The organism is Pseudonocardia sp. UM4_GMWB1 (assembly GCF_017312155.1).
Taxonomy (GTDB): domain Bacteria; phylum Actinomycetota; class Actinomycetes; order Mycobacteriales; family Pseudonocardiaceae; genus Pseudonocardia; species Pseudonocardia alni.
Window position 1 is genome coordinate 2,289,229 of the sequence record NZ_QJPN01000001.1, and the last position, 25,348, is coordinate 2,314,576.

General features: G+C 71.6%; 17 protein-coding genes and 3 rRNA genes. 9 read left to right on the forward strand and 11 right to left on the reverse strand.

Features of this window, described 5'->3' with window-relative positions:
• Window positions 1–60 precede the first annotated feature (60 nt).
• The 5 genes from DMP15_RS11155 (at window position 61) to DMP15_RS11175 (ending at window position 6,848) form a co-directional block, all read left to right on the forward strand.
• Window positions 61–1,580: ribosomal RNA gene (locus DMP15_RS11155) — 16S ribosomal RNA — on the forward strand.
• A gap of 315 nt (window positions 1,581–1,895) precedes the next feature.
• Window positions 1,896–4,978, forward strand: a 23S ribosomal RNA gene (locus DMP15_RS11160).
• A gap of 138 nt (window positions 4,979–5,116) precedes the next feature.
• Window positions 5,117–5,233, forward strand: a 5S ribosomal RNA gene (gene rrf, locus DMP15_RS11165).
• Together the 16S, 23S and 5S rRNA genes form the textbook arrangement of a ribosomal RNA operon.
• Window positions 5,234–5,741: 508 nt before the next feature.
• Complete coding sequence (locus tag DMP15_RS11170; RefSeq protein WP_073576945.1) at window positions 5,742–6,143, forward strand: zf-HC2 domain-containing protein; 402 nt, start codon at window positions 5,742–5,744, stop codon at window positions 6,141–6,143.
• A gap of 189 nt (window positions 6,144–6,332) precedes the next feature.
• Window positions 6,333–6,848, forward strand: coding sequence for an Rv2732c family membrane protein (locus DMP15_RS11175; protein ID WP_073576944.1), 516 nt, complete (start codon window positions 6,333–6,335; stop codon window positions 6,846–6,848).
• Window positions 6,849–6,857: 9 nt separating this feature from the next.
• On the opposite strand, the gene DMP15_RS11180 is transcribed toward DMP15_RS11175, so the two are convergent.
• Together DMP15_RS11180 and DMP15_RS11185 are read right to left on the reverse strand one after the other, a co-directional pair.
• Entirely contained in the window at window positions 6,858–8,081 is a 1,224-nt protein-coding gene (locus DMP15_RS11180; protein WP_337825835.1) for a glycosyltransferase, read from the reverse strand.
• A gap of 39 nt (window positions 8,082–8,120) precedes the next feature.
• Entirely contained in the window at window positions 8,121–8,564 is a 444-nt protein-coding gene (locus tag DMP15_RS11185; RefSeq protein WP_073576942.1) for an Lrp/AsnC family transcriptional regulator, read from the reverse strand.
• Window positions 8,565–8,715: 151 nt separating this feature from the next.
• On the opposite strand from DMP15_RS11185, the gene DMP15_RS11190 reads away from it, so the two are divergent.
• Together DMP15_RS11190 and DMP15_RS11195 are read left to right on the forward strand one after the other, a co-directional pair.
• Complete coding sequence (locus DMP15_RS11190; protein WP_337825836.1) at window positions 8,716–12,174, forward strand: indolepyruvate ferredoxin oxidoreductase family protein; 3,459 nt, start codon at window positions 8,716–8,718, stop codon at window positions 12,172–12,174.
• A gap of 64 nt (window positions 12,175–12,238) precedes the next feature.
• A complete protein-coding gene (locus DMP15_RS11195; protein WP_337825837.1) occupies window positions 12,239–14,506 on the forward strand; it encodes a transglycosylase domain-containing protein in 2,268 nt (755 codons plus the stop codon).
• 6 nt (window positions 14,507–14,512) lie between these two features.
• Here DMP15_RS11195 and DMP15_RS11200 read toward each other — a convergent pair whose 3' ends face one another.
• Complete coding sequence (locus tag DMP15_RS11200; protein WP_337826689.1) at window positions 14,513–15,028, reverse strand: isochorismatase family protein; 516 nt, start codon at window positions 15,026–15,028, stop codon at window positions 14,513–14,515.
• A gap of 36 nt (window positions 15,029–15,064) precedes the next feature.
• The gene (locus DMP15_RS11205) at window positions 15,065–15,556 is read right to left on the reverse strand and encodes a MarR family winged helix-turn-helix transcriptional regulator (protein WP_100878242.1); all 492 of its coding nucleotides are present in this window, start codon (window positions 15,554–15,556) and stop codon (window positions 15,065–15,067) included.
• Between the two features lie 47 nt (window positions 15,557–15,603).
• Here DMP15_RS11205 and DMP15_RS11210 point away from each other — a divergent pair, with 47 nt between their 5' ends.
• Complete coding sequence (locus DMP15_RS11210) at window positions 15,604–15,990, forward strand: DUF5313 family protein (RefSeq protein WP_073576939.1); 387 nt, start codon at window positions 15,604–15,606, stop codon at window positions 15,988–15,990.
• Between the two features lie 7 nt (window positions 15,991–15,997).
• On the opposite strand, the gene DMP15_RS11215 is transcribed toward DMP15_RS11210, so the two are convergent.
• From DMP15_RS11215 to DMP15_RS11225, 3 genes are read right to left on the reverse strand one after another with little or no spacing between them, the layout of a single operon-like run.
• The gene (locus DMP15_RS11215; RefSeq protein ID WP_337825838.1) at window positions 15,998–17,287 is read right to left on the reverse strand and encodes a TRAP transporter large permease; all 1,290 of its coding nucleotides are present in this window, start codon (window positions 17,285–17,287) and stop codon (window positions 15,998–16,000) included.
• The gene (locus DMP15_RS11220) at window positions 17,287–17,868 is read right to left on the reverse strand and encodes a TRAP transporter small permease (RefSeq protein ID WP_337825839.1); all 582 of its coding nucleotides are present in this window, start codon (window positions 17,866–17,868) and stop codon (window positions 17,287–17,289) included. The genes DMP15_RS11215 and DMP15_RS11220 overlap by 1 nt, the downstream gene beginning before the upstream one ends.
• Window positions 17,865–18,941: a TRAP transporter substrate-binding protein gene (locus DMP15_RS11225; protein ID WP_083658093.1), complete on the reverse strand. Its 1,077-nt coding sequence runs from the start codon at window positions 18,939–18,941 to the stop codon at window positions 17,865–17,867. The genes DMP15_RS11220 and DMP15_RS11225 overlap by 4 nt, the downstream gene beginning before the upstream one ends.
• Window positions 18,942–19,213: 272 nt before the next feature.
• Here DMP15_RS11225 and DMP15_RS11230 point away from each other — a divergent pair, with 272 nt between their 5' ends.
• Window positions 19,214–20,035 (forward strand): HpcH/HpaI aldolase/citrate lyase family protein, encoded by an 822-nt coding sequence (locus tag DMP15_RS11230; protein ID WP_100878239.1) that lies wholly within the window; start codon window positions 19,214–19,216, stop codon window positions 20,033–20,035.
• A gap of 94 nt (window positions 20,036–20,129) precedes the next feature.
• Here DMP15_RS11230 and DMP15_RS11235 read toward each other — a convergent pair whose 3' ends face one another.
• Genes DMP15_RS11235 through DMP15_RS11250 form a run of 4 tightly spaced genes read right to left on the reverse strand, consistent with a single transcriptional unit; the run spans window position 20,130 to window position 25,347 of the window.
• A complete protein-coding gene (locus DMP15_RS11235; protein ID WP_337825840.1) occupies window positions 20,130–21,197 on the reverse strand; it encodes an LLM class flavin-dependent oxidoreductase in 1,068 nt (355 codons plus the stop codon).
• The gene (locus tag DMP15_RS11240) at window positions 21,190–22,584 is read right to left on the reverse strand and encodes an MmgE/PrpD family protein (RefSeq protein WP_073574390.1); all 1,395 of its coding nucleotides are present in this window, start codon (window positions 22,582–22,584) and stop codon (window positions 21,190–21,192) included. Before DMP15_RS11240 ends, DMP15_RS11235 begins: the two co-directional genes overlap by 8 nt.
• Before the next feature lie 28 nt (window positions 22,585–22,612).
• Complete coding sequence (locus DMP15_RS11245; RefSeq protein ID WP_304580046.1) at window positions 22,613–24,187, reverse strand: amidase; 1,575 nt, start codon at window positions 24,185–24,187, stop codon at window positions 22,613–22,615.
• Complete coding sequence (locus DMP15_RS11250) at window positions 24,184–25,347, reverse strand: acyl-CoA dehydrogenase family protein (protein WP_073574389.1); 1,164 nt, start codon at window positions 25,345–25,347, stop codon at window positions 24,184–24,186. The genes DMP15_RS11245 and DMP15_RS11250 overlap by 4 nt, the downstream gene beginning before the upstream one ends.
• Window position 25,348 lies beyond the last annotated feature (1 nt).

Below are 25,348 nucleotides of genomic sequence, written 5' to 3' on the forward strand. Positions count from 1 at the left end.
TGGTTGCAGCATTCGATCCCGTCGGGTGTTGTGGCCAGTTGTTTGTTGCAAGTCAGGGTTTTGTTGGAGAGTTTGATCCTGGCTCAGGACGAACGCTGGCGGCGTGCTTAACACATGCAAGTCGAGCGGTAAGGCCCTTTCGGGGGTACACGAGCGGCGAACGGGTGAGTAACACGTGGGTGACCTGCCCTCCACTCTGGGATAAGCCCGGGAAACTGGGTCTAATACCGGATAGGACCACTGATCGCATGGTTGGTGGTGGAAAGTTTTTTCGGTGGGGGATGGGCCCGCGGCCTATCAGCTTGTTGGTGGGGTGATGGCCTACCAAGGCGGTGACGGGTAGCCGGCCTGAGAGGGCGACCGGCCACACTGGGACTGAGACACGGCCCAGACTCCTACGGGAGGCAGCAGTGGGGAATATTGCGCAATGGGCGGAAGCCTGACGCAGCGACGCCGCGTGGGGGATGACGGCCTTCGGGTTGTAAACCTCTTTCGCCAGGGACGAAGAGCAATTGACGGTACCTGGAGAAGAAGCACCGGCCAACTACGTGCCAGCAGCCGCGGTAACACGTAGGGTGCGAGCGTTGTCCGGAATTATTGGGCGTAAAGAGCTCGTAGGCGGTGTGTCGCGTCGGCCGTGAAAACTTGGGGCTTAACTCTGAGCGTGCGGTCGATACGGGCATCACTTGAGTTCGGCAGGGGAGACTGGAATTCCTGGTGTAGCGGTGAAATGCGCAGATATCAGGAGGAACACCGGTGGCGAAGGCGGGTCTCTGGGCCGATACTGACGCTGAGGAGCGAAAGCGTGGGGAGCGAACAGGATTAGATACCCTGGTAGTCCACGCCGTAAACGTTGGGCGCTAGGTGTGGGGACCATTCCACGGTTTCTGTGCCGCAGCTAACGCATTAAGCGCCCCGCCTGGGGAGTACGGCCGCAAGGCTAAAACTCAAAGGAATTGACGGGGGCCCGCACAAGCGGCGGAGCATGTGGATTAATTCGATGCAACGCGAAGAACCTTACCTGGGTTTGACATGCACCAGACATCCCTAGAGATAGGGCTTCCCTTGTGGTTGGTGTGCAGGTGGTGCATGGCTGTCGTCAGCTCGTGTCGTGAGATGTTGGGTTAAGTCCCGCAACGAGCGCAACCCTTGTTCCATGTTGCCAGCACGTAATGGTGGGGACTCATGGGAGACTGCCGGGGTCAACTCGGAGGAAGGTGGGGATGACGTCAAGTCATCATGCCCCTTATGTCCAGGGCTTCACACATGCTACAATGGCTCATACAGAGGGCTGCGAGACCGTGAGGTGGAGCGAATCCCTTAAAGTGAGTCTCAGTTCGGATCGGGGTCTGCAACTCGACCCCGTGAAGTTGGAGTCGCTAGTAATCGCAGATCAGCAACGCTGCGGTGAATACGTTCCCGGGCCTTGTACACACCGCCCGTCACGTCACGAAAGTTGGTAACACCCGAAGCCGGCGGCCCAACCCTTGTGGAGGGAGCTGTCGAAGGTGGGACTGGCGATTGGGACGAAGTCGTAACAAGGTAGCCGTACCGGAAGGTGCGGCTGGATCACCTCCTTTCTAAGGAGTCCCATCATGTGATGGGGCACCACACGCTCTTTATTGGGTGTCTGTGGTTCCTTCATTGAATCGCATTTGCGGCCCCGTTCGTGGGTCGGGTGCGTTGGGTGGAACGCAGCACGTCGGACCGTCTGGCTTGGCACACTGTTGGGTCCTGAGAGGACATCCTGGGTTCTTCGGAACTGTGGGTTGTTTTCTTTGGCCGCTCTGGTCGAGGGCTTCCTAACGCTTCCTTGTGTGGGTGGTGGTGGTTGTTTCTTGGTCGGGTGTGGTTGTGGGTTGAGTGTTGCATAGTGGATGCGAGCATCTTGTTGTGGTCAAGTTGTTAAGAGCACATGGTGGATGCCTGGGCATCAGGAGCCGATGAAGGACGTGGGAGGCCGCGATAGGCCTCGGGGAGCTGTCAACCGAGCTGTGATCCGAGGGTGTCCGAATGGGGAAACCCAGCGCCCGTCATGGGGCGTTACCCGTACCTGAATTCATAGGGTGCGTGGAGGGAACGTGGGGAAGTGAAACATCTCAGTACCCACAGGAAGAGAAAACAATAGTGATTCCGTGAGTAGTGGCGAGCGAAAGCGGAAGAGGCTAAACCGTGTCCGTGTCAAGCCGGCAGGCGTTGCGGGTGCGGGGTTGTGAGACGTGTCGTTCATCTTCTGCCGAGGGTGGGACAGCAAGTGCCTGTGTTAGCGGAACGACTCTGGGATGGTCGGCCGTAGTGGGTGATAGCCCCGTACGCGAAAACACTGGGTTCTGTTGTGGGCGTGTTCTCGAGTAGCAGCGAGCCCGTGAAATTCGCTGTGAATCTGGCGGGACCACCCGTCAAGCCTAAATACTACCTGATGACCGATAGCGGACAAGTACCGTGAGGGAAAGGTGAAAAGTACCCCGGGAGGGGAGTGAAATAGTACCTGAAACCGTGTGCTTACAAGCCGTCAGAGCCTTTCGGGGTGATGGCGTGCCTTTTGAAGAATGAGCCTGCGAGTTATGCTTCGTGGCGAGGTTAACCTGTGTGGGGTAGCCGTAGCGAAAGCGAGTCCGAATAGGGCGTGTGAGTCGCGGGGTGTAGACCCGAAGCGGAGTGATCTACCCATGGCCAGGGTGAAGCGTCGGTAAGACGTCGTGGAGGCCCGAACCCACCAGGGTTGAAAACCTGGGGGATGAGCTGTGGGTAGGGGTGAAAGGCCAATCAAACTTCGTGATAGCTGGTTCTCCCCGAAATGCATTTAGGTGCAGCGTCGTGTGTTTCTCACCGGAGGTAGAGCACTGGATGGCCTAGGGGGCCGACAAGCTTACCGAAGTCAGCCAAACTCCGAATGCCGGTGAGTGAGAGCGCGGCAGTGAGACTGCGGGGGATAAGCTTCGTGGTCGAGAGGGAAACAGCCCAGATCACCGGCTAAGGCCCCTAAGCGTGCGCTAAGTGGGAAAGGATGTGGGATCGCCCGGACAACCAGGAGGTTGGCTTAGAAGCAGCCACCCTTGAAAGAGTGCGTAATAGCTCACTGGTCAAGTGGTCCTGCGCCGACAATGTAGCGGGGCTCAAGCGCACCGCCGAAGCCGTGGCAATGACACTTAGGTGTTGTTGGGTAGGGGAGCGTCCTGCATCTGGTGAAGCCCGGGAGTGATTTACGGGTGGAGGGTGTGGGAGTGAGAATGCAGGCATGAGTAGCGAATGCAGAGTGAGAATCTCTGCCGCCGGATGACCAAGGGTTCCTGGGCCAGGTTGTTCCGCCCAGGGTGAGCCGGGACCTAAGGCGAGGCCGTCAGGCGTAGTCGATGGACAACGGGTTGATATTCCCGTGCTCGTGATAGTGCGTCCATGCCGAGGCTGGTGATGCTAACCATCCGAACCCACCTTCGCTCCTTCGGGAGTGTTGTTTGTGGGGGAGCGTGGGATCCGATCTGGTAGTAGGCAAGTGATGGGGTGACGCAGGAGGGTAGCTCCGCCACGCGGTGGTTGTCGTGGTGTAAGCCTGTAGCCCGAGTCCTAGGTAAATCCGGGGCTCATCGAAGGGTGAGAGGTGATGCGTAGCCGATTGAGGCGAAGAGAGTGATCCCATGCTGTCGAGAAAAGCCTCTAGCGAGTGCTGTTGCGGCCCGTACCCCAAACCGACACAGGTGGTCAGGTAGAGAATACCGAGGCGATCGAGCGAACTGTGGTTAAGGAATTCGGCAAAATACCTCCGTAACTTCGGGAGAAGGAGGGCCGGTTGTCTTGAGGCTCCTTGCGGGCTAGGGACGGCCGGTCGCAGAGACCAGGCCCAAGCGACTGTTTACTAAAAACACAGGTCCGTGCGAAGTCGCAAGACGATGTATACGGACTGACGCCTGCCCGGTGCTGGAACGTTAAGAGGACCTGTTAGCTCTTCGGGGCGAAGCGGAGAATTTAAGCGCCAGTAAACGGCGGTGGTAACTATAACCATCCTAAGGTAGCGAAATTCCTTGTCGGGTAAGTTCCGACCTGCACGAATGGCGTAACGACTTGGGCGCTGTCTCGACCACAGACTCGGCGAAATTGCACTACGAGTAAAGATGCTCGTTACGCGCGGCAGGACGGAAAGACCCCGGGACCTTTACTATAGCTTGGTATTGATGCTTGGTTCGGCTTGTGTAGGATAGGTGGGAGACTGTGAAGCTATCACGCCAGTGGTGGTGGAGTCGTTGTTGAAATACCACTCTGGTCGAATTGGGTGTCTTAACCTCGGGCCATGATCTGGTTCAGGGACAGTGCCTGGTGGGTAGTTTAACTGGGGCGGTTGCCTCCCAAAGAGTAACGGAGGCGCCCAAAGGTTCCCTCAGCCTGGTTGGCAATCAGGTGTTGAGTGTAAGTGCACAAGGGAGCTTGACTGTGAGACTGACGGGTCGAGCAGGGACGAAAGTCGGGACTAGTGATCCGGCACCACCTTGTGGAAGGGGTGTCGCTCAACGGATAAAAGGTACCCCGGGGATAACAGGCTGATCTTGCCCAAGAGTCCATATCGACGGCATGGTTTGGCACCTCGATGTCGGCTCGTCGCATCCTGGGGCTGGAGTAGGTCCCAAGGGTTGGGCTGTTCGCCCATTAAAGCGGTACGCGAGCTGGGTTTAGAACGTCGTGAGACAGTTCGGTCCCTATCCGCCGCGCGCGTTGGAGACTTGAGGAAGGCTGTCCCTAGTACGAGAGGACCGGGACGGACGAACCTCTGGTGTGCCAGTTGTCCCGCCAGGGGCACGGCTGGTTGGCTATGTTCGGGAGGGATAACCGCTGAAGGCATCTAAGCGGGAAGCCTGTTCCAAGATGAGGTCTCCCACCACCTTCGAGTGGGTAAGGCTCCCAGTAGATGACTGGGTTGATAGGCCGGAGATGGAAGCCCTGTGAGGGGTGGAGTTGACCGGTACTAATAGGCCGAGGGCTTGCCACAACGAGTTGTTCGCATCCACTGTGTGACCCTGAGTCCACAACCATCCACATTTCCCCGGTGATCCGGGGGATTTGTGGGTCGGTGTGTGTGCTCGACCCCTGTCCCGGGTTCGGGGTGGGGTGATAGTTGGATAGTGTTGTCGGTGGTCATTGCGGTAGGGAAACGCCCGGTCCCATTCCGAACCCGGTAGCTAAGCCTTCCAGCGCCGATGGTACTGCACTCGCCAGGGTGTGGGAGAGTAGGTCGTCGCCGACATTCAACTTCATGGGATGTGCCCCGGACTGTCGAGTCCGGGGCATTTCTCATTTCCGGATTGTTTTCGGTCCGATGCGTGATGCCGGCCCGGCCGGGCATGAGTGTGTCCGTTCGTGGTCCCTGGCGCGGGTCCCTCGGGGCTGGTGGTCGGGGCGTGGAGCTCTCTGGGGGGAGTCGCATCCGGTCCTGTCGTGCCGGTGGGGTCGGCGCACCTCGCATGCCTTCCTGTGACCTCGCACCCTCTGCAGGGGCTGCGAGGTCGCAGAAAGGTGTGCGACGTGGGGTGCGAGGAGGGGGGCCGGCGGGAACACCGGCCGCCGCAGGCGTCAGAGGTCGGCGCCCACGGCGTCGTCGACGCATGAGAAGCCGTCGGCGCGCAGCAGCGCCGCGAGCTCGCGGCGGCTGCGCAACGTCCTCACCGCGCATGTCGTCGGTGTCGGGACGCGCGGGCGGAACACAGACGGGGGTCGGGTGGAACCGGACGGGCCTCGTGTACGACAGTGACGGTATGGACTGTCAGGGCTACCGCGAGGTGCTGTCCGCCCGTCTCGACGGTGAGGCGGGCGACGACGAGCGCGCGGCGGCCGAGGACCACCTCGCCGGGTGCGCGTCCTGCCGCGCCTTCGCCGACGGCGCCGACCGGCTCGGACGGCTCGCGCGGGTCGGTCCGGCGGACCCGCTCCCCGATCTCACCGACCGGGTACTCGCCGCGCTCGGCGTCTCCGCCCCGGCACCGGCACCACCGCTCCCGGCCGTCCCGCGGCTGAGCTGTCTCGACGGCGGCTGCTGCAGCGGGGCGGCGGGACGTGCCCCGGTGGGTGTGGTGCCCTCGGCCTGCGGGTGCGCGAGTACCTGCGGCTGCGGTTGCCAGCAGGGCGCACCCTGCCGCTGCGCCGTGCGCGCCGCCTAGGGGAGCGGTGCCGACCGGGGCAGCCGGTCCGGTGCGGCCGGAACCGCCGGGCGGTGCGCGCGGCGGGCTCGCCGACCGGCCCCCGGTGCCACCCCGTCGGTGCCACCCCGTCGGTGGCGCCGCGGCCGGCGCCGTCGTGGTGCAATGGCCGTCCCGACATCCCGGCACCAGTGACGACGAGGGAGCCGCATGAGCGCACCGCGTACGCCCGGCCCGGTCCCGCTGTCCCCGCAGGCGTCACCCGAGCTCGCCGACGAGCTCACTCGCATCGCATGGCGGGTCGACCGCTGGATCGACCCCGGTCCCGCCTCGGTCGTCGCCGGGGCGGGGGTCGCCGCCGTCGTCGCCGCCCTGCTCATGCCCTGGTCCACCCGCGGCGCCGGGTGGGAGGTCCTCGTCGGCCGGGCCGCGATGGGGCCGCTGCCGTGGCTGTTCACCGTGGTCGCGGTCGTCGCGGTGGGGGCGTCGGTGCTCGCCCTCCTGACCCGGCTCTGGCCGCTGGCCTGGACCGCGGCCACCGTCACCGGCGTCGGCGCGGTCACCGGGCTCTGGGCGGTGTGGTCGCGGCAGACCGCGGTCGCCGGCACCGACGACATCGGGCCGGGCCTGATCGTCACCGTGCTCGGGGTGCTCGTGCTGTTCGGCACCTGGGCGCGCACCGTCGTCGCCTGCGGGCCGCGCGTCCCGCACGGCCCGCCCGCCTGACCCGGCAGGTCAGGCCACGAGCGCGGGGACCCGACGCGCGGCCAGGTCCTCCAGGACGCCGACGGCGTCCTCCACCGGCGGCAGCGCCAGCATCGCGCGCTGGGCCGAGCGCATCCGCGCGCGGACGTCGTCGTCGCCCAGGAGCCGGGTGCACGTCGCGGCGATCTCGGCGGCGTCGGGCGTGCAGTGCGCGCCCAGCCCGAGCTCGGCGATCCGGCGGGCGTTGTGCTCCTGGTCCCCGAACTGCGGCAGCACCGCCAGCGGGACGCCGTGCCGCACGGCCTCGCGGACGCCGTTGTAGCCGCCGTGGGTCAGGAACAGGTCCGCGACCTGCAGGAGCAGCGGCTGCGGCACCCACGGCGCGGGATGCACGTGTGCAGGCAGCGCCAGGTCGTCGACCGGGAGGCCACCGGTGGACAGCACCACCTCGGCGTCGAGCCGGGACGCCGCCTCGGCCACCGTGCGCAGCGCGGCGTGCGGGTCGACGGGGGCGCGGCGCTCGGCACGCCCGGCCATCGCCGGCATCGCCGTCCCCAGCCCCGCGACGACCAGCGGCCGGCTCCCGGGCAGCGCGCCGACCCAGCCGGGCAGCGTCTCGCCGCGGGAGACCTGGTCGTCCTGGCGGAACGCCCGCGCCGGCGCGATCTGCGGGCCCGCCAGCGAGAACTGCGGCGGCATGCAGTCCAGCCGCCCCCACCGGTGCAGCGCGGCCGGGTCGTCCGGGGCGGCGAAGCCGAGCTCGTCGCGACGCTCCGCCAGCGCGTCGGCCACGACGTCCGGCGAGAGGACGTTGCCCGCACCCGACGGCGCCGCCACGCACGGCACCCCCAGGTGCTCGGCCCCCAGGAACCCCGCGGTCTCGCCGCCGTCGCGCAGCACCAGGTCCGGCGTCCCGTGCGACTCCACCAGCCCGAGCAGCGCCCGGGCCGAGCCCGTCACCTGCGGACCGGCGAACAGGGTGGGCAGGAGCGCCGTCGTCACCTCGGTCGCGGTCAGCGTCGCCAGCGCGGCGGGACCACCGAGCCGGGCGACGGCCGGGCCGAGGTGCTCGGCGGAATCGGCCATCGTCGCGAACACCGGCTCGACGACGACCGGCGCACCGTCGAACACCCCCGCGACGTCGGGCGGGCACGCCACCACGACCCGGTGGCCCGCGTCGCCCAGCGCGCGGGCGAAGGGGAGCACGGCCCGGCCGTGCGAGGGGGAACCGGTGACACTGCAGAGGACGAGCACCCGATCATGATCGACCCGATCGTTGCGGTAAGCAAATGATCAGGTGCGGGTCCAGCGGCCCAGCACCATCAGCGTCCGGGTCCCGGTGACCGTGCCGTTGCGCCGCAGCCGGTCGATCACCTCCTGCAGGTGCGCGAGATCGCGGACCCGGACCTGCACCAGGGCGTCGAGGTCACCGGCCAGGGTGTAGACCGCCTGCACCTCCGGCTGGCGCGACGCCGAGTCGACGATCTCCGAGACGCTCGCGGTGCCGGCATAGCGGATCTCGCTGAACGCCTCGACCGGCCAGCCCAGTCTGGCGTGGTCGACCTGCACGGTGAACCCGGTGATCACCCCGGACTCACGCATCCGGTCGACCCGGCGCTTGGTCGCGGCGGTGGACAGCCCGACCCGCTCGGCCATGTCGGCGTAGGTGCGGCGTGCGTCCTCGTGCAGCAACCGCAGGATCGCGTGGTCCAGGTCGTCGACCTCGGGCTCGGGCACGGCACCTCCAGCGCAACGGATCCACGTTCTCGTGGATCGTCGACGGTATCTGTTGCGTATCCGCGGCGATCACCACCGCAGGCATTGTGTCGGGGCCGTCGTCGCGCTGTCCTGGTGCGGACGCGCCGCCCGACTCGCCGAGGAGCCGAGAATGACCGTGCTGGACGACAAGTACCTCGCCGCCCACGGTCGGGCCCCGATGAGCGGGATCCAGGCGCTGGTCCGCCTCGTGCTCGAGCAGGCCCGCCTCGACACCGCCCGCGGGTTCGACACCGCCTCGTTCGTCTCCGGCTACCAGGGCTCCCCGCTCGGCACCTTCGACGCCGAGCTCGGGCGCGCCCGTGCCCACCTCGACGCCGAGCGCGTGGTGTTTCGGCCCGGGCTCAACGAGGAGCTCGCCGCCACCGCCGTCGCGGGCACCCAGCTGCTCGACGCCGTCCCCGGCCGCCGCCACGAGGGCGTCGTCGGCTGGTGGTACGGCAAGAACCCCGGCCTCGACCGGGCCGCCGACGCGATCCGGCACGGCAGCCTGGCCGGCACCGCCCGGCTCGGCGGCGCCGTCGCCATCATCGGGGACGACCCGTCCTGCAAGTCCTCCACCGTGCCCAGCTCCTGCGAGCCGATGGCGCAGTCACTGGCGATGCCGCTGCTCGCGCCCGGCTCGGTGTCCGAGGTGATCGAGTTCGGGCTGCACGCCGTGGCGCTGTCCCGGGCCACCGGCCTCTGGACCGGCCTGAAGATCATCGCCGACGTCGCCGACGCGTCCTGCACCGTCGACCTCGGCGCGCTGCGCCCGGAACTGGTCGGCGTCCCCGCCCCGCCCGCCACCGACCGCGCGCAGTCCGGCCCGCTCGTCGGGCCCGCCGCCGTCGAGGCCGAGCACGACCAGCTGACCCGCAGGCTCGACCTGGCCCGCCAGTACGCCCGCGAGACCGGGCTCAACCGCGTCACCTTCACCTCCCGCGACCCGCACCTCGCCGTGCTCGCCTCGGGGACCGGCTACGCCACCGTGCTGCGGGCGTGCGAGGACCTGGGCCTGGGCGAGGCCGAGCTCGACGCGCTCGGCGTACGCCTGATCCGCCTCGCCATGCCGTTCCCGGTCGACGCCGACGCGCTCGCCGGGCTCGTCGCGGGCTGCGCGGAGGTGCTCGTCGTCGAGGACAAGGTGCCGTTCCTGGAGGGCCACCTGCGCGACGCGCTCTACGGGCGCGACCACCGGCCCACGGTCACCGGCCGTCGCGACGAGCGCGGCCGTCCGCTGCTGTCCGCCCGCGGCCAGCTCGGCGCCGAGGACGTCGCCCGTGCCCTCGCCGCCCGGCTCACCGCCGCCGGGCGGATCCTCCCCGCCGCGGCGACCGCGCACCTGGAGCGCCTCGCACCGCCCAGGCCGTCGCGGATCGGGCTGGACCTGCTCGGGAACCGGACGCCGTACTTCTGCTCCGGGTGCCCGCACAACACCTCCACCCGCACCGGCGACGACACGCTCGTCGGGGCCGGGATCGGCTGCCACGCGATGATCGCCCTCGACGGCGAGCACCGCGGCCACCAGATCGGGCTGACCCAGATGGGCGGCGAAGGGGCCCAGTGGATCGGCCTGGCCCCGTTCACCGACGACCGCACCCTCGTCCAGAACCTCGGCGACGGCACCTTCCACCACTCCGGCTCGCTCGCGATCCGCGCCGCCGTCGCCGCCGGGGTCACCATGACCTACAAGCTGCTCTACAACGACGCCGTCGCCATGACCGGCGGGCAGCGCGCCGAGGGCCGGATGAACGTCCCCGACATCACGCGCTCGCTCGCACTGGAGGGCGTGCGCCGGATCGTCGTCACCACCGACAGCCCGCGGGACTACCGCGGCATCGCCCTCGACCCGATCGCGAGCGTGCGTCACCGCGACGAGCTCTCCGCGGTCGAGGAGGAGCTGAAGGCCCTCGACGGCGTCACCGTCCTGATCCACGACGACCGCTGTGCCGCCGAGGAGCGCCGCCTGCGCAAGCGCGGGAAGCTGCCGGCCCCGGCCGAGAAAGTGCTGATCAACGAGCGGGTCTGCGAGGGCTGCGGTGACTGCGGCGAGGCGTCCACCTGCCTGTCGGTACTGCCGGTGGAGACCGAGTTCGGTCGCAGGACCGCCATCCACCAGGCGTCCTGCAACACCGACTACTCCTGCCTCAAGGGCGACTGCCCGTCGTTCCTCACCGTGGTGCCCGGCACCCGGCCCCGCCGGGAGATCCCGGCGCTGCCGGTCACGCTCGTCGCCCCCGAGCCGCGGGTCGACCCGGACGCGACCCTGATCCGGATGCCCGGCATCGGCGGCACCGGCGTCGTCACCGCCTCGGCGATCCTGCAGATGGCCGCCCACCTCGACGGGCTCTTCGCCGCCGGGCTGGAGCAGGTCGGGCTCGCGCAGAAGGGCGGCCCGGTCGTCTCCGACGTCCGGATCTCCAAGCAGCCACACCACGGGATCCTGCGCGCCTCCCGCGGCACCGCGGACGTGCTGATCGGGATGGACCTCGTCGGCACCGCCTCCGACGCGACACTCGCGGTCGCCCGGCCCGGGCACACCGTCGCCGTCGTCAACACCTCGCTCGTGCCGACCGCGGCCATGGTCACCGGCCGGGTCGTGCTGCCCGGCTCCACCGACGACGCCGTCGAGCGGATCGGCGCGGTCACCCGGGACCTGCTCGCCGTCGACGCCCAGACACTGTCCGAGGCGCTGTTCGACGACCACCTCCCGACCAACATGCTGCTGCTCGGTGCCGCCTACCAGCACGGGGTGCTCCCGGTGTCGGCCGACGCGCTGGAGGAGGCGATCCGGGTCAACGGCGCGGCCGTGGAGATCACGCTGACGGCGTTCCGCTGGGGCCGGGCCGCCGCGATCGACGCCGCCGCCGTGCGCAGCGCGCTCGTCACGCCGCAGGCGGCCCCGGTCGCCGTCGACGAGGCGTCCGCGGCGCTGGCCCGCTCGGTCGCCGCGGGCACCGGGTTCGCCGACCTGCTCGCCACCCGGATCGCCGACCTCACGGGCTACCAGGACGCCGCCTACGCCCACCGCTACGCCGAGGAGGTCCGCCGGGTCGCGGCCATCGCCGCCGCGCGGGCCGGGGACGCGGCCGGGGAGCGCGTCGGCGCCGCCTACGCCCGTGGCCTGCACCGGCTCATGGCCTACAAGGACGAGTACGAGGTCGCCCGGCTGCACCTGGACCCGGTGGAGACCGCCCGCCGCGACGCCGCGTTCGGGCCCGACGCCCGGGTGTCGGTGATGCTGCACCCGCCGGTGCTGCGCGCGCTGGGGATGAACCGCAAGATCGCCCTCGACGGACGGCTGGCCGCACCCGCGTTCCGGGCACTGCGCGCGGCCCGGAGGCTGCGTGGCACCCCGCTGGACGTGTTCGGCCGGGCCGGAGTCCGCCGCGTGGAGCGTGAGCTGGTGGGGGAGTACCAGACGCTGGTCCGCGCGGCGCTCGACCACCTGGTCCCCGACACCGTCGAGGCGGTGGTCGAGGTCGCCGGGACCGCGGAGCTGGTGCGCGGTTACGAGGACGTCAAGCTGGGCAACGTCGAGCGGTTCCGCGAGCAGGCCCGGGCCGCGCTCGATGCCCTGACCGGCTGACTCTCAGCGACTCGCGCGGGCGGGTCTCAGGCGCCCCTCAGCGTTGCGACGCACAATCGTCGCCGTGGGGGAACGCGCGACGGCACGGCAGTGGTTCGACCGGATCCCGGGGGCGGCCCGCCTCCGGCGTCACGCCCGGGGTGGGCACGGGAGTACCTGGGAGCGGGGCCGTCGCCGGGGCGGGGCGTCCGCGGCCGCGGGACGGCCGTGGCGCGCCCGGGGCGACGGCCGGACCGCGCGGCGGCTCGGCGCGGCGGTGCTGGTCGGGGGACTGGTGCTCGCCGGTTGCGCCGCACCGGCCGCGGCCGGCCTCGCCGCGGTCGCGTCCACCGTCCCGGACGGCGCCACCGGGGACCTCCCCGACGCCGCGACACTGCCGGCCGCGACCGTCCTCACCGACCGCGACGGCACCCCGATCGCCTACCTCGACGAGCAGTACCGGATCCCCGTGTCCTACGACCGGATCGCCCCGTCGATGACCGCCGCGATCGTCGACGTCGAGGACCGCCGGTTCTTCGACGAGTCCGGTGTGGACCCCGTCGGCACCCTGCGCGCGCTGGTCACCGACGCCGCGGGCGGCGCCGTGCAGGGTGGCTCCACCATCACCCAGCAGTACGTGAAGAACTGGCTGGTCGACGTCGTCGACCGCGACGACCCCGCCGCCCAGCGGGCCGACCACGCCGACACCCCGACCCGCAAGATCCGCGAGGCGGTGCTCGCCCAGCGCCTGGCGCACGGCACGTCCAAGCAGGACGTGCTCGCCGGGTACCTCAACACCGTCGAGTTCACCGGCAACGTCTACGGCGTCGAGGCCGCCGCGCGCGCCTGGTTCGGCACCGACGCCGCACACCTCACGGTCCCGCAGGCCGCGCTGCTCGCGGGCGCGGTCAACAACCCCACCCTGTTCGACCCGTTCCGCCACCCGCAGGCCGCGACCGACCGGCGCAACACCGTGATCGCGGCCATGCGCGACGCCGGGTCGCTCACCCCCGCCCAGGCCGCCGAGGCCACCGCCGCGCCGCTCGGGGTGCGCGCCGGCGGGCCACAGGTCCCCGGGCACAACTGCTACGGCGCCACCGACGGCGCCGGGTTCCTCTGCGAGTACGCGGTGTCCGAGCTGGAGCGGGCCGGGTTCACCGAGCAGCAGCTCGACACCGGCGGGTACACGATCCGCACCACCCTCGACCCGGCCGCGACGGCGTCGGCGCAGCAGGCGGTCGACACGAACGTGCCGCGCACCCAGGACGGCGTCGCCGATACCCTGGCGCTGATCCGGCCCGGCCACGGCGACGCCGCCACCGGCGACCACCAGATCCTCGCCATGGTCGCCAACCGGCGGCCCGGCACCGACGCCGCGGCCGGCGACACCACCCGCGACCTCGTCGCCGCGCCGTCGAACGTCTTCGGCGCCGGGTCCACCTTCAAGATCTTCACCACCGCCGCGGCGCTGGAGGCGGGCACCGTCGGCTACGACAGCACGCTGCCCGACCCGGCCTCGGCGTGCTTCCCCGGCGCCGGGAGCAGCTGCTACCCCGTCAGCAACGACACGCCGGACTACCCGGACCCGATCCCGCTGCCCGTCGCGCTCGCGACCTCGCCGAACACCGCGTTCGTCGACCTGGAGGAGCGCACCGGCATCGCGAACGTCGTCGACATGGCGCGCCGGCTCGGACTGCGCGACACCCTGGCGTCGAACGCGGCGGGCGGGACGCCGGACCCGTCGTCGCCGGACGCGCGGATCTCCCAGCCGCAGTCGACCTCGTTCGCCGACCTGCCGTCGTTCACCCTCGGGGTCAGCCCGGTGTCCCCCCTGGAGATGGCGAACGTGGCCGCGACCGTCCAGAGCGACGGCGTGTGGTGCGCCCCGGACGCCGTGCTGTCGGTGACCGACCGGAACGGCGCCGCGATGCCGGTGAACCGGCCCACCTGCGAGCAGGCCGTCGCCCCCGGGATCGCGCACACCCTGTCCGCCGGGCTGGGAGGGGACACCGTGTCCGGTACCTCGGCGGCCGCGGCGCGGGCCGCGGGCTGGACGCGGCCGACGATCGGCAAGACGGGTACGACCAACTCCTCGGAGTCGGTCGCGTTCGTCGGGGGCACCGGGGGCATCGACGGCGTCGCCGGGTCCTCGATGGTGTTCGCCGACGGCCCGGACCCGTCCGAGATCTGCCCCGGGGACCCCGTGCACCTGGGCGACTGCGGACACGGCGCGTTCGGCGGGACCGTCGCGGCGCCGCCGTTCTTCGCCGCCGTCGAGCCGCTGATCGCCGGGCGGGCCGATGTGCCCCTGCCCGACCCCGACCCGGCCCACCTGCAGTCCCGCGACGGGTGACCGGGCCTACTTCAGCAGCTTCTGGACCTCGCGGAAGCGCGGGTGCGTGGCGTCGCGCAGCCACTCGAACAGCACCATCTCCGAGGTGACGATCTCGGCCCCGGCCGCGCGGGCACGCTGCAGCGCCAGCTGCTCGTCCTCGACGAACCGTGAGCCGACCGCGTCGGCGACGAGCGCCACCCGGCGGTCGTCGGCGAGCAGCTCCAGCACGGTCTGCAGCACGCAGACGTGTGCCTCCACCCCGGCGACGACGATCTCGCCGCGGCCGGGCGGGAACAGCACGTCGTCGTCGGCGGCGAAGCGGGTCTTGGGCATCACCAGGTGCGGCAGCCCGGCGAGCCGCTCGACGGTCGGGCCCAGCTTCTCCGGGACCTGTTCGGTGGCCAGCACGGGGACCTCGAGCAGGGTCGCGGCCTCGGCGAGCCGGGCGGCCCGGGCGACGACCCGCTCGCCGTCGTGCATCGCGGGGACCAGGCGCTCCTGCAGATCGACCAGGAGCAGGACGGCGTTGCCTGCGTTCATCAACACCCCCCGACCGTACGGGCACCGCCGTCGCGGTCAGCTCCGCGACGCGTCGATCACCCGGTCCAGCACCGCCCGCAGCTCCTCCAGCTCGGCCAGCGGCATCCCGAGCCGCTCCACGACGGCCGGCGGGATCGCCTCGGCCCGCGCGCGCAGCGCCCGGCCCGCGACGGTGAGGGAGACCGCCATCGTCCGTTCGTCGCCGGGGACCCGGCGGCGGTCGACCAGTCCGGCCGCCTCCAGTCGTTTGAGCAGCGGCGACAGCGTGCCCGGGTCGAGGGCGAGCGCGCGGGCCAGCTCACCCAGCGAGCGGGGGGAGCGCTCCCACAGCGCGAGCATCACCAGGTACTGCGGGTGGGTCAGGCCCATCGGCTCGAGCAGCGGCCGGTAGAGCGCGATGACGTTGCGGGCCGCGACGGCGAGGGCGAAGCAGACCTGACGGTCGAGCCGCAGCAGGTCCCCGCCCGGGGCGCCGTCGGTCGTGTCACCGTCACGCGTGTCACCCTCGTCCGGGGATGCGCTCGCCATGACGGACATCGTACATTGTTGGTGCACCAAGAATTGGGGGACCAACTGTGAACGAGCGGCCGAACCCGTTGCGGTGGCTGGCCTACGTCTACGGTGCCGGGCTGCCCGCCCGGCACCGCGGCTGGGTGCTGCACGACGTCACGACCCGGACCTGGCAGCTGCGTCACCTCGTCCGCACCACCGTCCAGCTGCTGCCGGTCGGGGTGCTGCTGTTCCTGCTCATCCCCGGCCCCGTGTACGTCCGGGCGCTGTCGGTGCTGGCCGGGGCGATCCTCGGCTACTTCTACTCGGTGGCCTACATGTACGAGTCCGCCGAGCACCGCGTCGCGAAGGCCGGGTACCCGGTCGGGCACGCGGCCGCCGTGCGGGAGCAGGCCGACGCGGGGAATCGGGACGCGGCCCGCGAGCGCTACGAGCGGCGCTGGCGCGGCTGAGGCCGGCTCACCCGCCCATCGTCTCGGGCAGCCACAGCACCACACCGGGCAGCGCGGCGAGCACGGCGACGAGCACGAGCAGCGCCGCCACGTAGGGCAGGACCCCGACGAAGATCTCCTCGGCCGGGCGTCCGGTCGCCTTCGACACGATGAAGACGTTCATCCCCAGCGGCGGGGTGACCAGGCCGATCTCGGCCAACAGGATGATCATCACACCGAACCAGATCGGGTCGTAGCCCAGCTGCTCGACCACCGGCAGTACGACCGGGACGGTGAGCGCGAGGATCGCGAGCTGGTCGAGGAACGCCCCGAGCACGAGGTAGACCAGCGCGATCAGGGCGAAGATCGCCAGCGGCGGCGCGGCGACGCCGGCGATCGCGTCGACAAGGGTTCCGGTGATCCGGGTCAGCGTCATGAAGTAGCCGAACAGGTACGCCGAGGCGATGATCAGCAGGATCATCGCGGTCGAGGTGAGGGTCTCGACGAGCGCGTCGCGGATCCGGGCGAGGTCGAGCCGCCGCCGGGCCAGCCCGATGACCAGCGCACCGGCGACACCGAGGCCCGCCGACTCGGTCGGCGTCGTCAGCCCGAGGTAGATCGAGCCGACGACCAGCAGGAACAGCAACGCGACGGGGCCGAGGACGGGGACTGTCCGCAGTTTCTCGGCCAGGGTGTAGCGGCGACCGGCCGGCGCGAGCGCGGGTTTGCGGTGCACCAGGACCAGGGTCGTGATGATGATCGTCACCGTGACGAGCAGCCCGGGAACCAGGCCCGCGACGAGCATCTGGCCCACGCTGACCTCGGCCAGGATCGCGTAGAACACCAGGATGATGCTGGGCGGCACCATGGCTGCGAGCGTGCCGACGACGGCGACCAGACCGTTCGCGAGCCGGCCGTCGTAGTGTTCGCGCTCCATCTCCGGGATGGTCGTCGAGGCCAGTGCGGCCGCGGCCGCGGTGCTCGACCCGGAGACCGCGGCGAAGGTGGCGCCGGTCGTCGTCGTGGCGACCCCCAGACCCGCCGGGACCCGCCCGACCCACACCCGGGCCGCGGCGAACAGCTCGGTCGTGACCCCGCTCTTGAGCACCAGCTGGGCCATGAGGATGAACAGCGGGATCGCCGCGAGGGTGTAGGTCGAGACCGCCGCGTACGGGGTGGTCTCCAGGAAGCCGACGGCGGCGGACGGCCCGCCGTGGGCGAGCAACCCGACGACGGCGCTCACCCCGATCGCGACGCCGACCGGTACCCGGGCCAGCAGCAGGACGAACAGCAGGACGAGGACTCCGGCGAGCACCATCAGGCGATCTCCTCCGCGGCCGGGGTGAGGGGGGTGGCGGGGGCGGCGGGCTCGGGGCCGCGCAGGTCGTGGACCAGCGTGTGCAGGCTCCGGAGCACCGCGAGCCCCGCGCCGATCGGTACCAGCACCGCCGAGGTCCACACCGGCCACGACAGCTCCGAGGCCCCGGCCAGCGGGACGTCGCCGTGGCGGAGCGCGCCCGCGGTCAGGAGCAGCCCGCCGTAGCCGACCAGCGCCAGGAACACGGTGGTCAGGCCCGACCCGGTGACCGCGAGCATGCGTCGTCCGGCCGGTCCCAGGCGCTTGTGGACGAGGTCGATCCGGACGTGGGCACCCTCGCGGACCGTGTAGGACAGCCCGAGGAAGAACAGTCCCACCAGCGCGTAGTCGCCGACGAAGCCCACCGACCAGGACAGCGGCGCCCCCACCAGGTAGCGCAGGGCCACGTCGATCACGATCAGCGCGACCGTGACGACGACGCCGGTGAGGCCGACGGCGGCCGCCGCGTTCTCGACCGTGCGCAGAACACGGTCCACCGGGCCCGGCCGGGTCGTGCCCGCGTTCGTCGTGCCCGCGTTCATCGTGCGGCCTCCGGGGTCTCGTCGCGGGCCCGGTCGAGCGCCGCCTCCATCGCGTCCAGCGCGGCGCGGCCGGGTCGCCCGCGGGCCTCCATGTCCGCGGCCCAGTCGGCGCGCACCGAGGCGACCGCGTCCTGCCAGCGCTGCTGCTGGGCGGCGGTCAGCGCGGTGAAGGTCATGCCCCCGTCCTCGAGGGTCGACCGGGCCTGCGTCGTCTGCTCGTCCATCACCGCGCAGAGGTGCCGGGAGGTCTCCTCGCCCGCCCGGGTCATGGCGTCGCGGTGGGCCTCGGGCAGCTCCCGCCACAGCGCCTCGGAGATGGCGAAGGTGAGGGTGAAGCCGCCGAGCGGGGCGCCCTCGGTGGCGTGCGAGGCGACCTCGTCGAGTCGGAAGGGGACCGCGCTCATCGGCGGGAGGGTCATCGCGTCGACGGTGCCGCGCGACATCGCCTCGTAGACCTCGGGTCCGGCGATGGAGACCGGGGTGGCGCCCAGGGTGCGCAGCGTCTGGTCGACGACACCGCCGGGGGAGCGGGTGAGCAGGCCGGGGAGCTGCGCCGGGTCGGTCACCGGGCCGTTGGTGAACAGCTCGTACTGCGGGACGACGCCGACGAACAGCGTCCGCAGCCCGCGGGGCGCGAACTCCTCGCGGTGCAGCAACCCGCCCTCCCGGGTGAGCTCGCCGACCGCGCGGGCGGTGGTGCACGAATCCGTGCTGAGGCCCGGCAGGTCGCCGACGTTGGACAGGGGGAGCTTGTCGGACAGGTAGGGCGGCGACACGACCCCGATGTCCACGGCGCGGCTCGCGACGAGCTTGACGTAGTCGGTGGACTTGCCCAGCTGCTCGGACGGGTAGTACTCGACGTCCAGGGCGCCGCCGGTGAGCTCGCGGACCCGGTCGGTGAAGTGGACGATCCCGTCCCGGGACGCGGGGTGGGACACCGGGTAGGAATCGGCGACCACGAGGGTCCGGACCCCGTCGGGCGGTGCCTCCCGTGCGGGTGTGCAGGCGGTCAGCAGCGCGACCGCGGCGACGAGGCAGGTCGTCAGCCCGGCTCCCTTGCCCAGCGTCCTCATCGGTTCCTCTCGGCGTCGTCCCGGGCGGGCCTCGCGGGAACGGCGCCGCGCCGCGCACGCGGGGCGGGCGCGGCCACGACACCGGCCGGGCGTCGGCGACCGGTCGGGGTGGCACGGCCCGGGGCGGACCGTGTGGGGCGTCACAGGGAGCGTCGCACGGCGCCGGCTGTCGTTTCAAGCAATCATCAGATGTTTTCTCTGCGATACCCCGGAGAGCGCGAAGCACAGGTTCAAACGTTGACAGCTAAACATCAGACATTAACGATGGACCGATGCTCGCCATCGATGCCGCGACCACCTTCCTCTTCGTCCCCGGCTCCCGCCCGGACCGCTACGACAAGGCGGTCGCCAGCGGTGCCGACGTCGTGATCGTCGATCTCGAGGACGCCGTCGCGCCCGAGGGCAAGACCGCCGCGCGGGAGCAGGTCCGGGAGTGGCTGGCCGCCGGCGGCCGGGCCGCGGTGCGGGTGAACGGCACCGGCACGCCCTGGTTCGACGACGACGTCGCCGTGGTCGCCGCACTCGGCTGTCCGGTGGTGCTGCCCAAGGCCGAGACCGGCGCGGAGCTCGCCGCGCTGGCGGACCGGCTGCCGCCGGGCACCCCGGTCGTGCCCGTCGTCGAGACCGCGCTCGGGGTCCGCCGGGCCGAGGAGATCTGCGCCGCCCCCGGCGTCGTGCGTCCCGCCTTCGGCAGCGTCGACCTCGCGGTGGACATCGGCGTCGACCACCTCGACGACGTCGCACTGCGCCACACCCGCTGCGAGCTCGTACTGGCCGCCCGCGCCGCCGGGGTCACAGCACCGGTCGACGGGGTCACGACCGCCGTCCGCGACGACGCCCGGCTGGCCGCCGACAGCGCCGCGGCACTCGCCCTCGGCCTCACCGCGAAGCTGTGCATCCATCCCGCCCAGGTCCCCGGTGTCGCCGCCGCCTTCCGCCCCTCGGCGGAGGAGCTGGCGTGGGCGGACCGGGTCGTCGCGGCCGCGGAGACCGGCGCCGTCGCCGTGCTGGACGGGGCGCTGGTCGACAAGCCGGTCGTCGATCGCGCGGTCGCGCTGCTGCACCGGGCCGGGCGGCCCGTCCCGGTGCGCTGACCCGGCGGACCTGCTCGGGCGCCGTGTCCTCGTGGCGGCACGAGGACCTCACCGGCGGCGTTCGCCCGCTCCGGGACGTCGACTCCGACCCGTTTCACGGGCCGGTCCCCTCGGGCCGGGGGTGCGCTCGGGAGGTCGTGGCGGGGGCGGCACGCAGCACCGGTGCCACCTCGCGGGCGAGCAGGTCCAGGGAGGCGCGGGCGTCCTCGACCGGCATGCCCGCCCAGTCGGTCCGGAGCACGAAGTGGTCGACGCCGACCTCGTCGCGCCAGGGCAGCAGCGCGGCCAGGCAGTCCTCCGGGGTCCCGACGACGAACCGGTCGAGGGCCAGCGCGTCGTAGCCGGTGCGGAAGGTCTCGGCGCCGGGCAGCACCCGGTCCTGGCCCCAGTCCGCGTACACCTCGTACTTCCCGGCGAGGTACGGCCGGGCCAGCTCGACGGCCCGCTCCCGGGTGGGCGCGCAGTAGACCTCGCGCATCAGCGGCAGCTCGGGCAGCGGACCGCGCCCGGCGGCGGCCCGCTCGGCGTGGAACAGGTCCAGCTGACGGCGCACGGTCGCCGCGGTCGCGTGCGGGTTGATCATCCAGGTGTCGGCGAGCCGGGCGGCGCGACGGACCGCGCCGTCGGAGTTCGCGGCCATCCAGACCGGCGGCACGGCCGCCGGGAGCGTGGTGGCGCGGACCCCGTCGAGGCGGCACCAGTCCACGTCGGCGTGCACCGGCTCCCCGGTCCACAGCGCGCGGACGATCCGCAGGTTCTCGGTGAACCGGCGGACCTTGTCCCCGGGCGGGATCCCGAACGCGGCGTACTCGACCTCGCGGTAGCCCAGCCCCACCCCGAACACCGAGCGCCCGCCGGTCACGACGTCGAGGCCGGCGAAGCTCTCGGCGGTGTCGACCGGGTTGTGCAGGGCCAGCAGGTGGATGCCGGTGCCGATCCGCATGTCCCCGGCCTCGGCGGCCAGCCGGGCCAGCCAGGGCAGCGGCTGGATGTGCGAGAACGACTCCGGCAGGTGGTGCTGACCGGCGAACACCGAGTCCAGGCCGCCGTCGCGGGCGGTGCGGACCAGCGACAGCTGCTCGGCCAGCGCGAGCAGCGGGTCCCGCCCGGCGGGTTGCTGGTGGGTCAGGAACACCCCCACCCGCACCGGGCGGTCAGCCACGGCAGGCCTCGGCGAACTCCACGGCCGGGGTGTCGTCGCCGAGCCCCAGCACCGCGCGCTGCACCCGGTCGGCGACGGCCGCCGGGGCGACCGTGCCGATCGTCTCCCGGAACTTGGCGACGACGTCGTCGTTGGTGAGCGGGCGCTCGTCATGGCCGCGGTTGACCTGCTCGCGGTGGCGCAGGACCCGGCCGTCGGCCAGCTCGATCTCGATCGCGCCGGAGTAGGCGGCAGGGAAGGCGCTGTCCGGGTCGTCGGTGACCCGCACCTTCTGGGCGAGGTCGAGCGCGGCGCGGTCGGCGAGTGCCGCGTCGGACAGCTCGGTCAGCCCGAAGCGGCCGCGCAGCAGCGTGGTCGCGACGACGAAGGGGAGGCTGAACTTGGCGTCGTACTCGTCGCGCGGGGTCCACTTGGCCTCCGCCGGCTCGCACACGACCTTGCCGGGCACCGGGTGGATCGCGCAGCGGATCCCGGTGATCGCGGTGTCGCCGATCTCGGGGCGCAGCAGCAGCGCGGCGTCGGCGAAGGCGTGGATGAAGTGGCAGATCGGGTACGGCTTGACCGCGGTCCGCATCAGCTCCCAGGTTCCGCCCAGACCCTCGCCGACCGCGCCGGGCCGGGTCTCGCGCCCGGCCAGGTGGGAGTTGTAGAGGCCGAACCGGCCCTCGTAGACCGCGCCCGGCCCGCTCCAGCCCGCCTCGGCGAACCCGGCCGCGGTGAGCCCGGACATCGCGGCCCAGCCCGGGTGCAGCCGCTTGGTCCAGGCCCCGTCGGCCAGGAACTCCAGCAGCCCGGAGCTCATCGAGCCGACGACGCCCTGCGCCGTCGCGAGACCGTCGGCGTCCAGGCCCGCCACCTTCCCGGCGGCGACGGCGGACCCGAACGCCCCGGCCACCGCGGTGGGGTGGAACCCGACGTCGTGGAACCCGCCCGCGCCGCCGATACCGACCCGGGCCGAGACCTCGACACCGAGCACGTAGGCCAGGAGCAGCGTCCGGGTGTCCGCCCCGCGGGCGACGGCCGCGGCGAGCGCAGCGGGCAGCGCCGCGGCGGAGACGTGGGTGACGGCCGGGATGTGGGTGTCGTCGAAGTCCATGCCGTGGATCAGCACGCCGTTGAGCATCGCGGCGTCACGGGCCGGGAGCCGGTCGGGCAGGCCGAGCACGGGCTGGTCGCCCGCGCCCCCGAAGGACGCCAGGGCCGCCACGGCGACCCCCGGGAAGCCGTACGCGGTCGAGGCGAACGCCAGCCCGACGGCGTCGAGGATCAGGTGGCGGGCCCGCTCCTGCACCTCGGCGGGGACGTCGTCGAGGGTCGCGCGGGCCGCGAACGCGCCGACGGTGGCGGACAGCGAGGTGGTCGTGGACGGGGCCGGGATGGTGGTCATCGGTGACCTCCGGGTCGGAGTGGGACGGTCAGGTGATCCGGTCGGCGACCGGTGGGGTGCGCCGGTGGTGGTCGGTGCGCTCCTGGAACAGGGCGGCGACCCGCAGCGCGGTGATCTCGTCGTGCGGACGGGCGATGAGCAGCGCCGAGACCGGGCAGCCGTCGGGGGCGAGGCCGGTCGGCAGGGCCAGCCCGGGCGCCCCGGTGAGGTTGCCGAGCATCGTGGCGCGCGACTGCGCCGCGTAGAGCGGGTACCGCTCCCCGTCGACGACGACCGTGCAGTCCGGCAGCCGCGGCGCGGTCGCGGGCGTGGTGGGGACGACGACCAGGTCGGCCCCGGCGAACACGGCGTCCAGCTCGGCCTGCAGCTGCACCCGGAATTGCAGGGCCCGCAGGAGGTCGGCGGCCGGTGTGGTGATGCCCTGGCTGATCCGGCGCACCGTCACCGGGTCGTAGTCGCCCCAGCGGTCGGCGTCGACCCGGTGCACCGCGGCGGCCTCGGTGAACACGACCTGGTAGCCGATGGGCAGCGCCTGCTCGGCCGACGGGATCTCGCCCGGCACGACGGTGGCCCCGGCGTCGGTGAGGACGTCGACGAGGTGGTCCACGCCCGCCCGGACGGCCGCGTCGCACAGCGCGGTGAGGTAGCCGCCGGGACGGGCGACCCGCAGGCCGCGCAGGTCGGCCGGGACCGTCGTCGGTGGCAGCGGCGGCAGCTGCGGCACCCGGGGGTCGACGCCGTCCGGGCCGCGGAGCAGGCCGAACAGCAGACCGACGGTGCGGGCGTCGCGGGCCAGCGGGCCGACCGTCTCGGTGGTCCAGGACAGCGGCATCACCCCGGTGCGCGGCACCGCCCCGGCCGTGGGCTTCAGCCCGGTCAGGCCGCACCAGGCCGCGGGCAGCCGGACCGAGCCGCCGACGTCGGTCCCGAGCCCGAACGGGACGACGCCGGCCGCGACCGCGGCCGCGGTCCCGGTCGAGGAACCGCCCGCCCACCGTCCGGGGTCCCACGGGTTGCGGCACGGCCCGGTCAGCGGCGGGTGCGGCCCGCCGACGGCGAACTCGGTCGTCGCGTCCTTGGACACCGGTACCGCGCCCACCGCCTCCAGCCGGGCGACGACCGTCGCCGAGGCCGCCGCCGGGGCGGCGTCCGCGCGGGTGCGCGAGGCCCCGGTCGTCGGCACCCCGGCGACGTCGATGACGTCCTTGACCGCGAACGGCACGCCCTCCAGCGGCCGGGGCGGCCCCTCGGGCGCGCGGTGGTCACGGGCCCGCTCGTGCAGCACCCGGATCGTGCAGTTCAGCTCGGCGTGCAGGCGCTCCAGCCGCTGCACGGCCCCGGCCGCGCGCCCGGACCACTCCGCACGCAGCTCCGCGGCGCGGGGGTCCGGCCCGGTGGGGGCGCTCCCGGCGACGGCGGGCGGGGCGAGCCACGCCTCGCCCCGCGCCGGGTCGGCGGCCGCCGCCGGGACGGGTGCCGCCCGCAGCGCCGCCACCGCGGGCTCGGCGCCCGCGACCGCGTCGTGCATCGCCGTCACCTGGCCGGGGTCGAGGGTGTACCCGAGCCGCGCGGCGAGGGCGCCCAGCTCGTCGGCCGTGCTCACCGGACGGTGGCCTTGCCGCTGAGCAGCGCCTTCGCCACCACGCCGCGCAGCACGTCGTTGGTGCCCTCGCCGATCGACATGAGCGGGGCGTCGCGGTAGAGCCGCTCCACCTCGAACTCGGTGGAGTAGCCGTAGCCGCCGTGGATGCGCATCGCGTCGAGTGCGCACTCCAGGGCCTGCTCGGACGCGAAGATCTTCGCCATCCCGGACTCGGTGTCCATCCGCACGCCGTCGTCCATCCGCGACGCCGCCCAGTAGGTCATCAGCCGGGCCGCCTGCAGCCGCACCGCGGTCTGGGCGAGCCGCTGCTGGACGGCCTGGAAGTCGCCGATCGGCCTGCCGAAGGCCTCGCGCTCGCGGGCGTAGGACAGGGCCTCGTCGTAGGCGCGCTGGGCGATCCCGACGCTGCGGGCGGCGATGTTGATCCGCCCGGTCTCCAGCGAGGAGAGTGCCTGCTGCAGGCCGCGTCCCTCGACCCCGCCGAGCAGCTGCGACGACGGGACGCGCACGCCGTCGAGCACGACCTCGCAGGACTCGGTGCCCTTGTAGCCGAGCTTGCCGATGTCGGCGGTGACCTCGAAGCCGGGGGTGCCCGCCTCGACGAGCAGGATGCTCATGCCCGTGTGCGCGGGCGAGGCCGACGGGTCGGTCTTGACCAGCACCGGGAGCGGGTCGGCGTGCCGGGCGTTGGTGATCCACATCTTGGTGCCGTCGATGACGTAGTCGTCGCCGTCGCGGCGGGCGGTGGTGCGGATGCCCTGCAGGTCGGTGCCGGCGCCGGGCTCGGTCAGCGCGATCCCGGTGCGCCGCGCGCCCGTCGCGAGCTCCGGGAGGTAGCGCTGCTTCTGCTCCTCGGTGCCGTGGTTCGCGAGCAGGAAGCAGGACACCGAGTGGCTGCCGAGAATGCCGGCGATGCCCATCCAGCCCCGCGAGATCTCCTCGAAGGTCAGCGCGAACGAGACGGTGTCGGCGGCCAGGCCGCCGTAGGACTCGGGGACGGCCAGGCCGAAGAGTCCGAGCTTCTTCATCCCCTCGACGATCTCGGTGGGGTAGCGGCCCGACTGCTCCCACTCCCGCGCGACGGGGACGATCTCCTTGTCGACGAAGGCGCGCAACGTGTCCCGGTAGAGGCGCTGCTCGTCGGTGAACCGGAAGTCCATG

Bases quoted from the DNA above. Each gene is read 5' to 3' on its own strand.
- DMP15_RS11170 (WP_073576945.1), top strand. From the start codon at position 5,742: ATGGACTGTCAGGGCTACCGCGAGGTGCTGTCCGCCCGTCTCGACGGT.
- DMP15_RS11175 (WP_073576944.1), top strand. From the start codon at position 6,333: ATGAGCGCACCGCGTACGCCCGGCCCGGTCCCGCTGTCCCCGCAGGCG.
- DMP15_RS11190 (WP_337825836.1), top strand. From the start codon at position 8,716: ATGACCGTGCTGGACGACAAGTACCTCGCCGCCCACGGTCGGGCCCCG.
- DMP15_RS11200 (WP_337826689.1), bottom strand. From the start codon at position 15,028: ATGAACGCAGGCAACGCCGTCCTGCTCCTGGTCGATCTGCAGGAGCGC.
- DMP15_RS11205 (WP_100878242.1), bottom strand. From the start codon at position 15,556: ATGGCGAGCGCATCCCCGGACGAGGGTGACACGCGTGACGGTGACACG.
- DMP15_RS11215 (WP_337825838.1), bottom strand. From the start codon at position 17,287: ATGGTGCTCGCCGGAGTCCTCGTCCTGCTGTTCGTCCTGCTGCTGGCC.
- DMP15_RS11220 (WP_337825839.1), bottom strand. From the start codon at position 17,868: ATGAACGCGGGCACGACGAACGCGGGCACGACCCGGCCGGGCCCGGTG.
- DMP15_RS11225 (WP_083658093.1), bottom strand. From the start codon at position 18,941: ATGAGGACGCTGGGCAAGGGAGCCGGGCTGACGACCTGCCTCGTCGCC.
- DMP15_RS11230 (WP_100878239.1), top strand. From the start codon at position 19,214: ATGCTCGCCATCGATGCCGCGACCACCTTCCTCTTCGTCCCCGGCTCC.
- DMP15_RS11240 (WP_073574390.1), bottom strand. From the start codon at position 22,584: ATGACCACCATCCCGGCCCCGTCCACGACCACCTCGCTGTCCGCCACC.
- DMP15_RS11250 (WP_073574389.1), bottom strand. From the start codon at position 25,347: ATGGACTTCCGGTTCACCGACGAGCAGCGCCTCTACCGGGACACGTTG.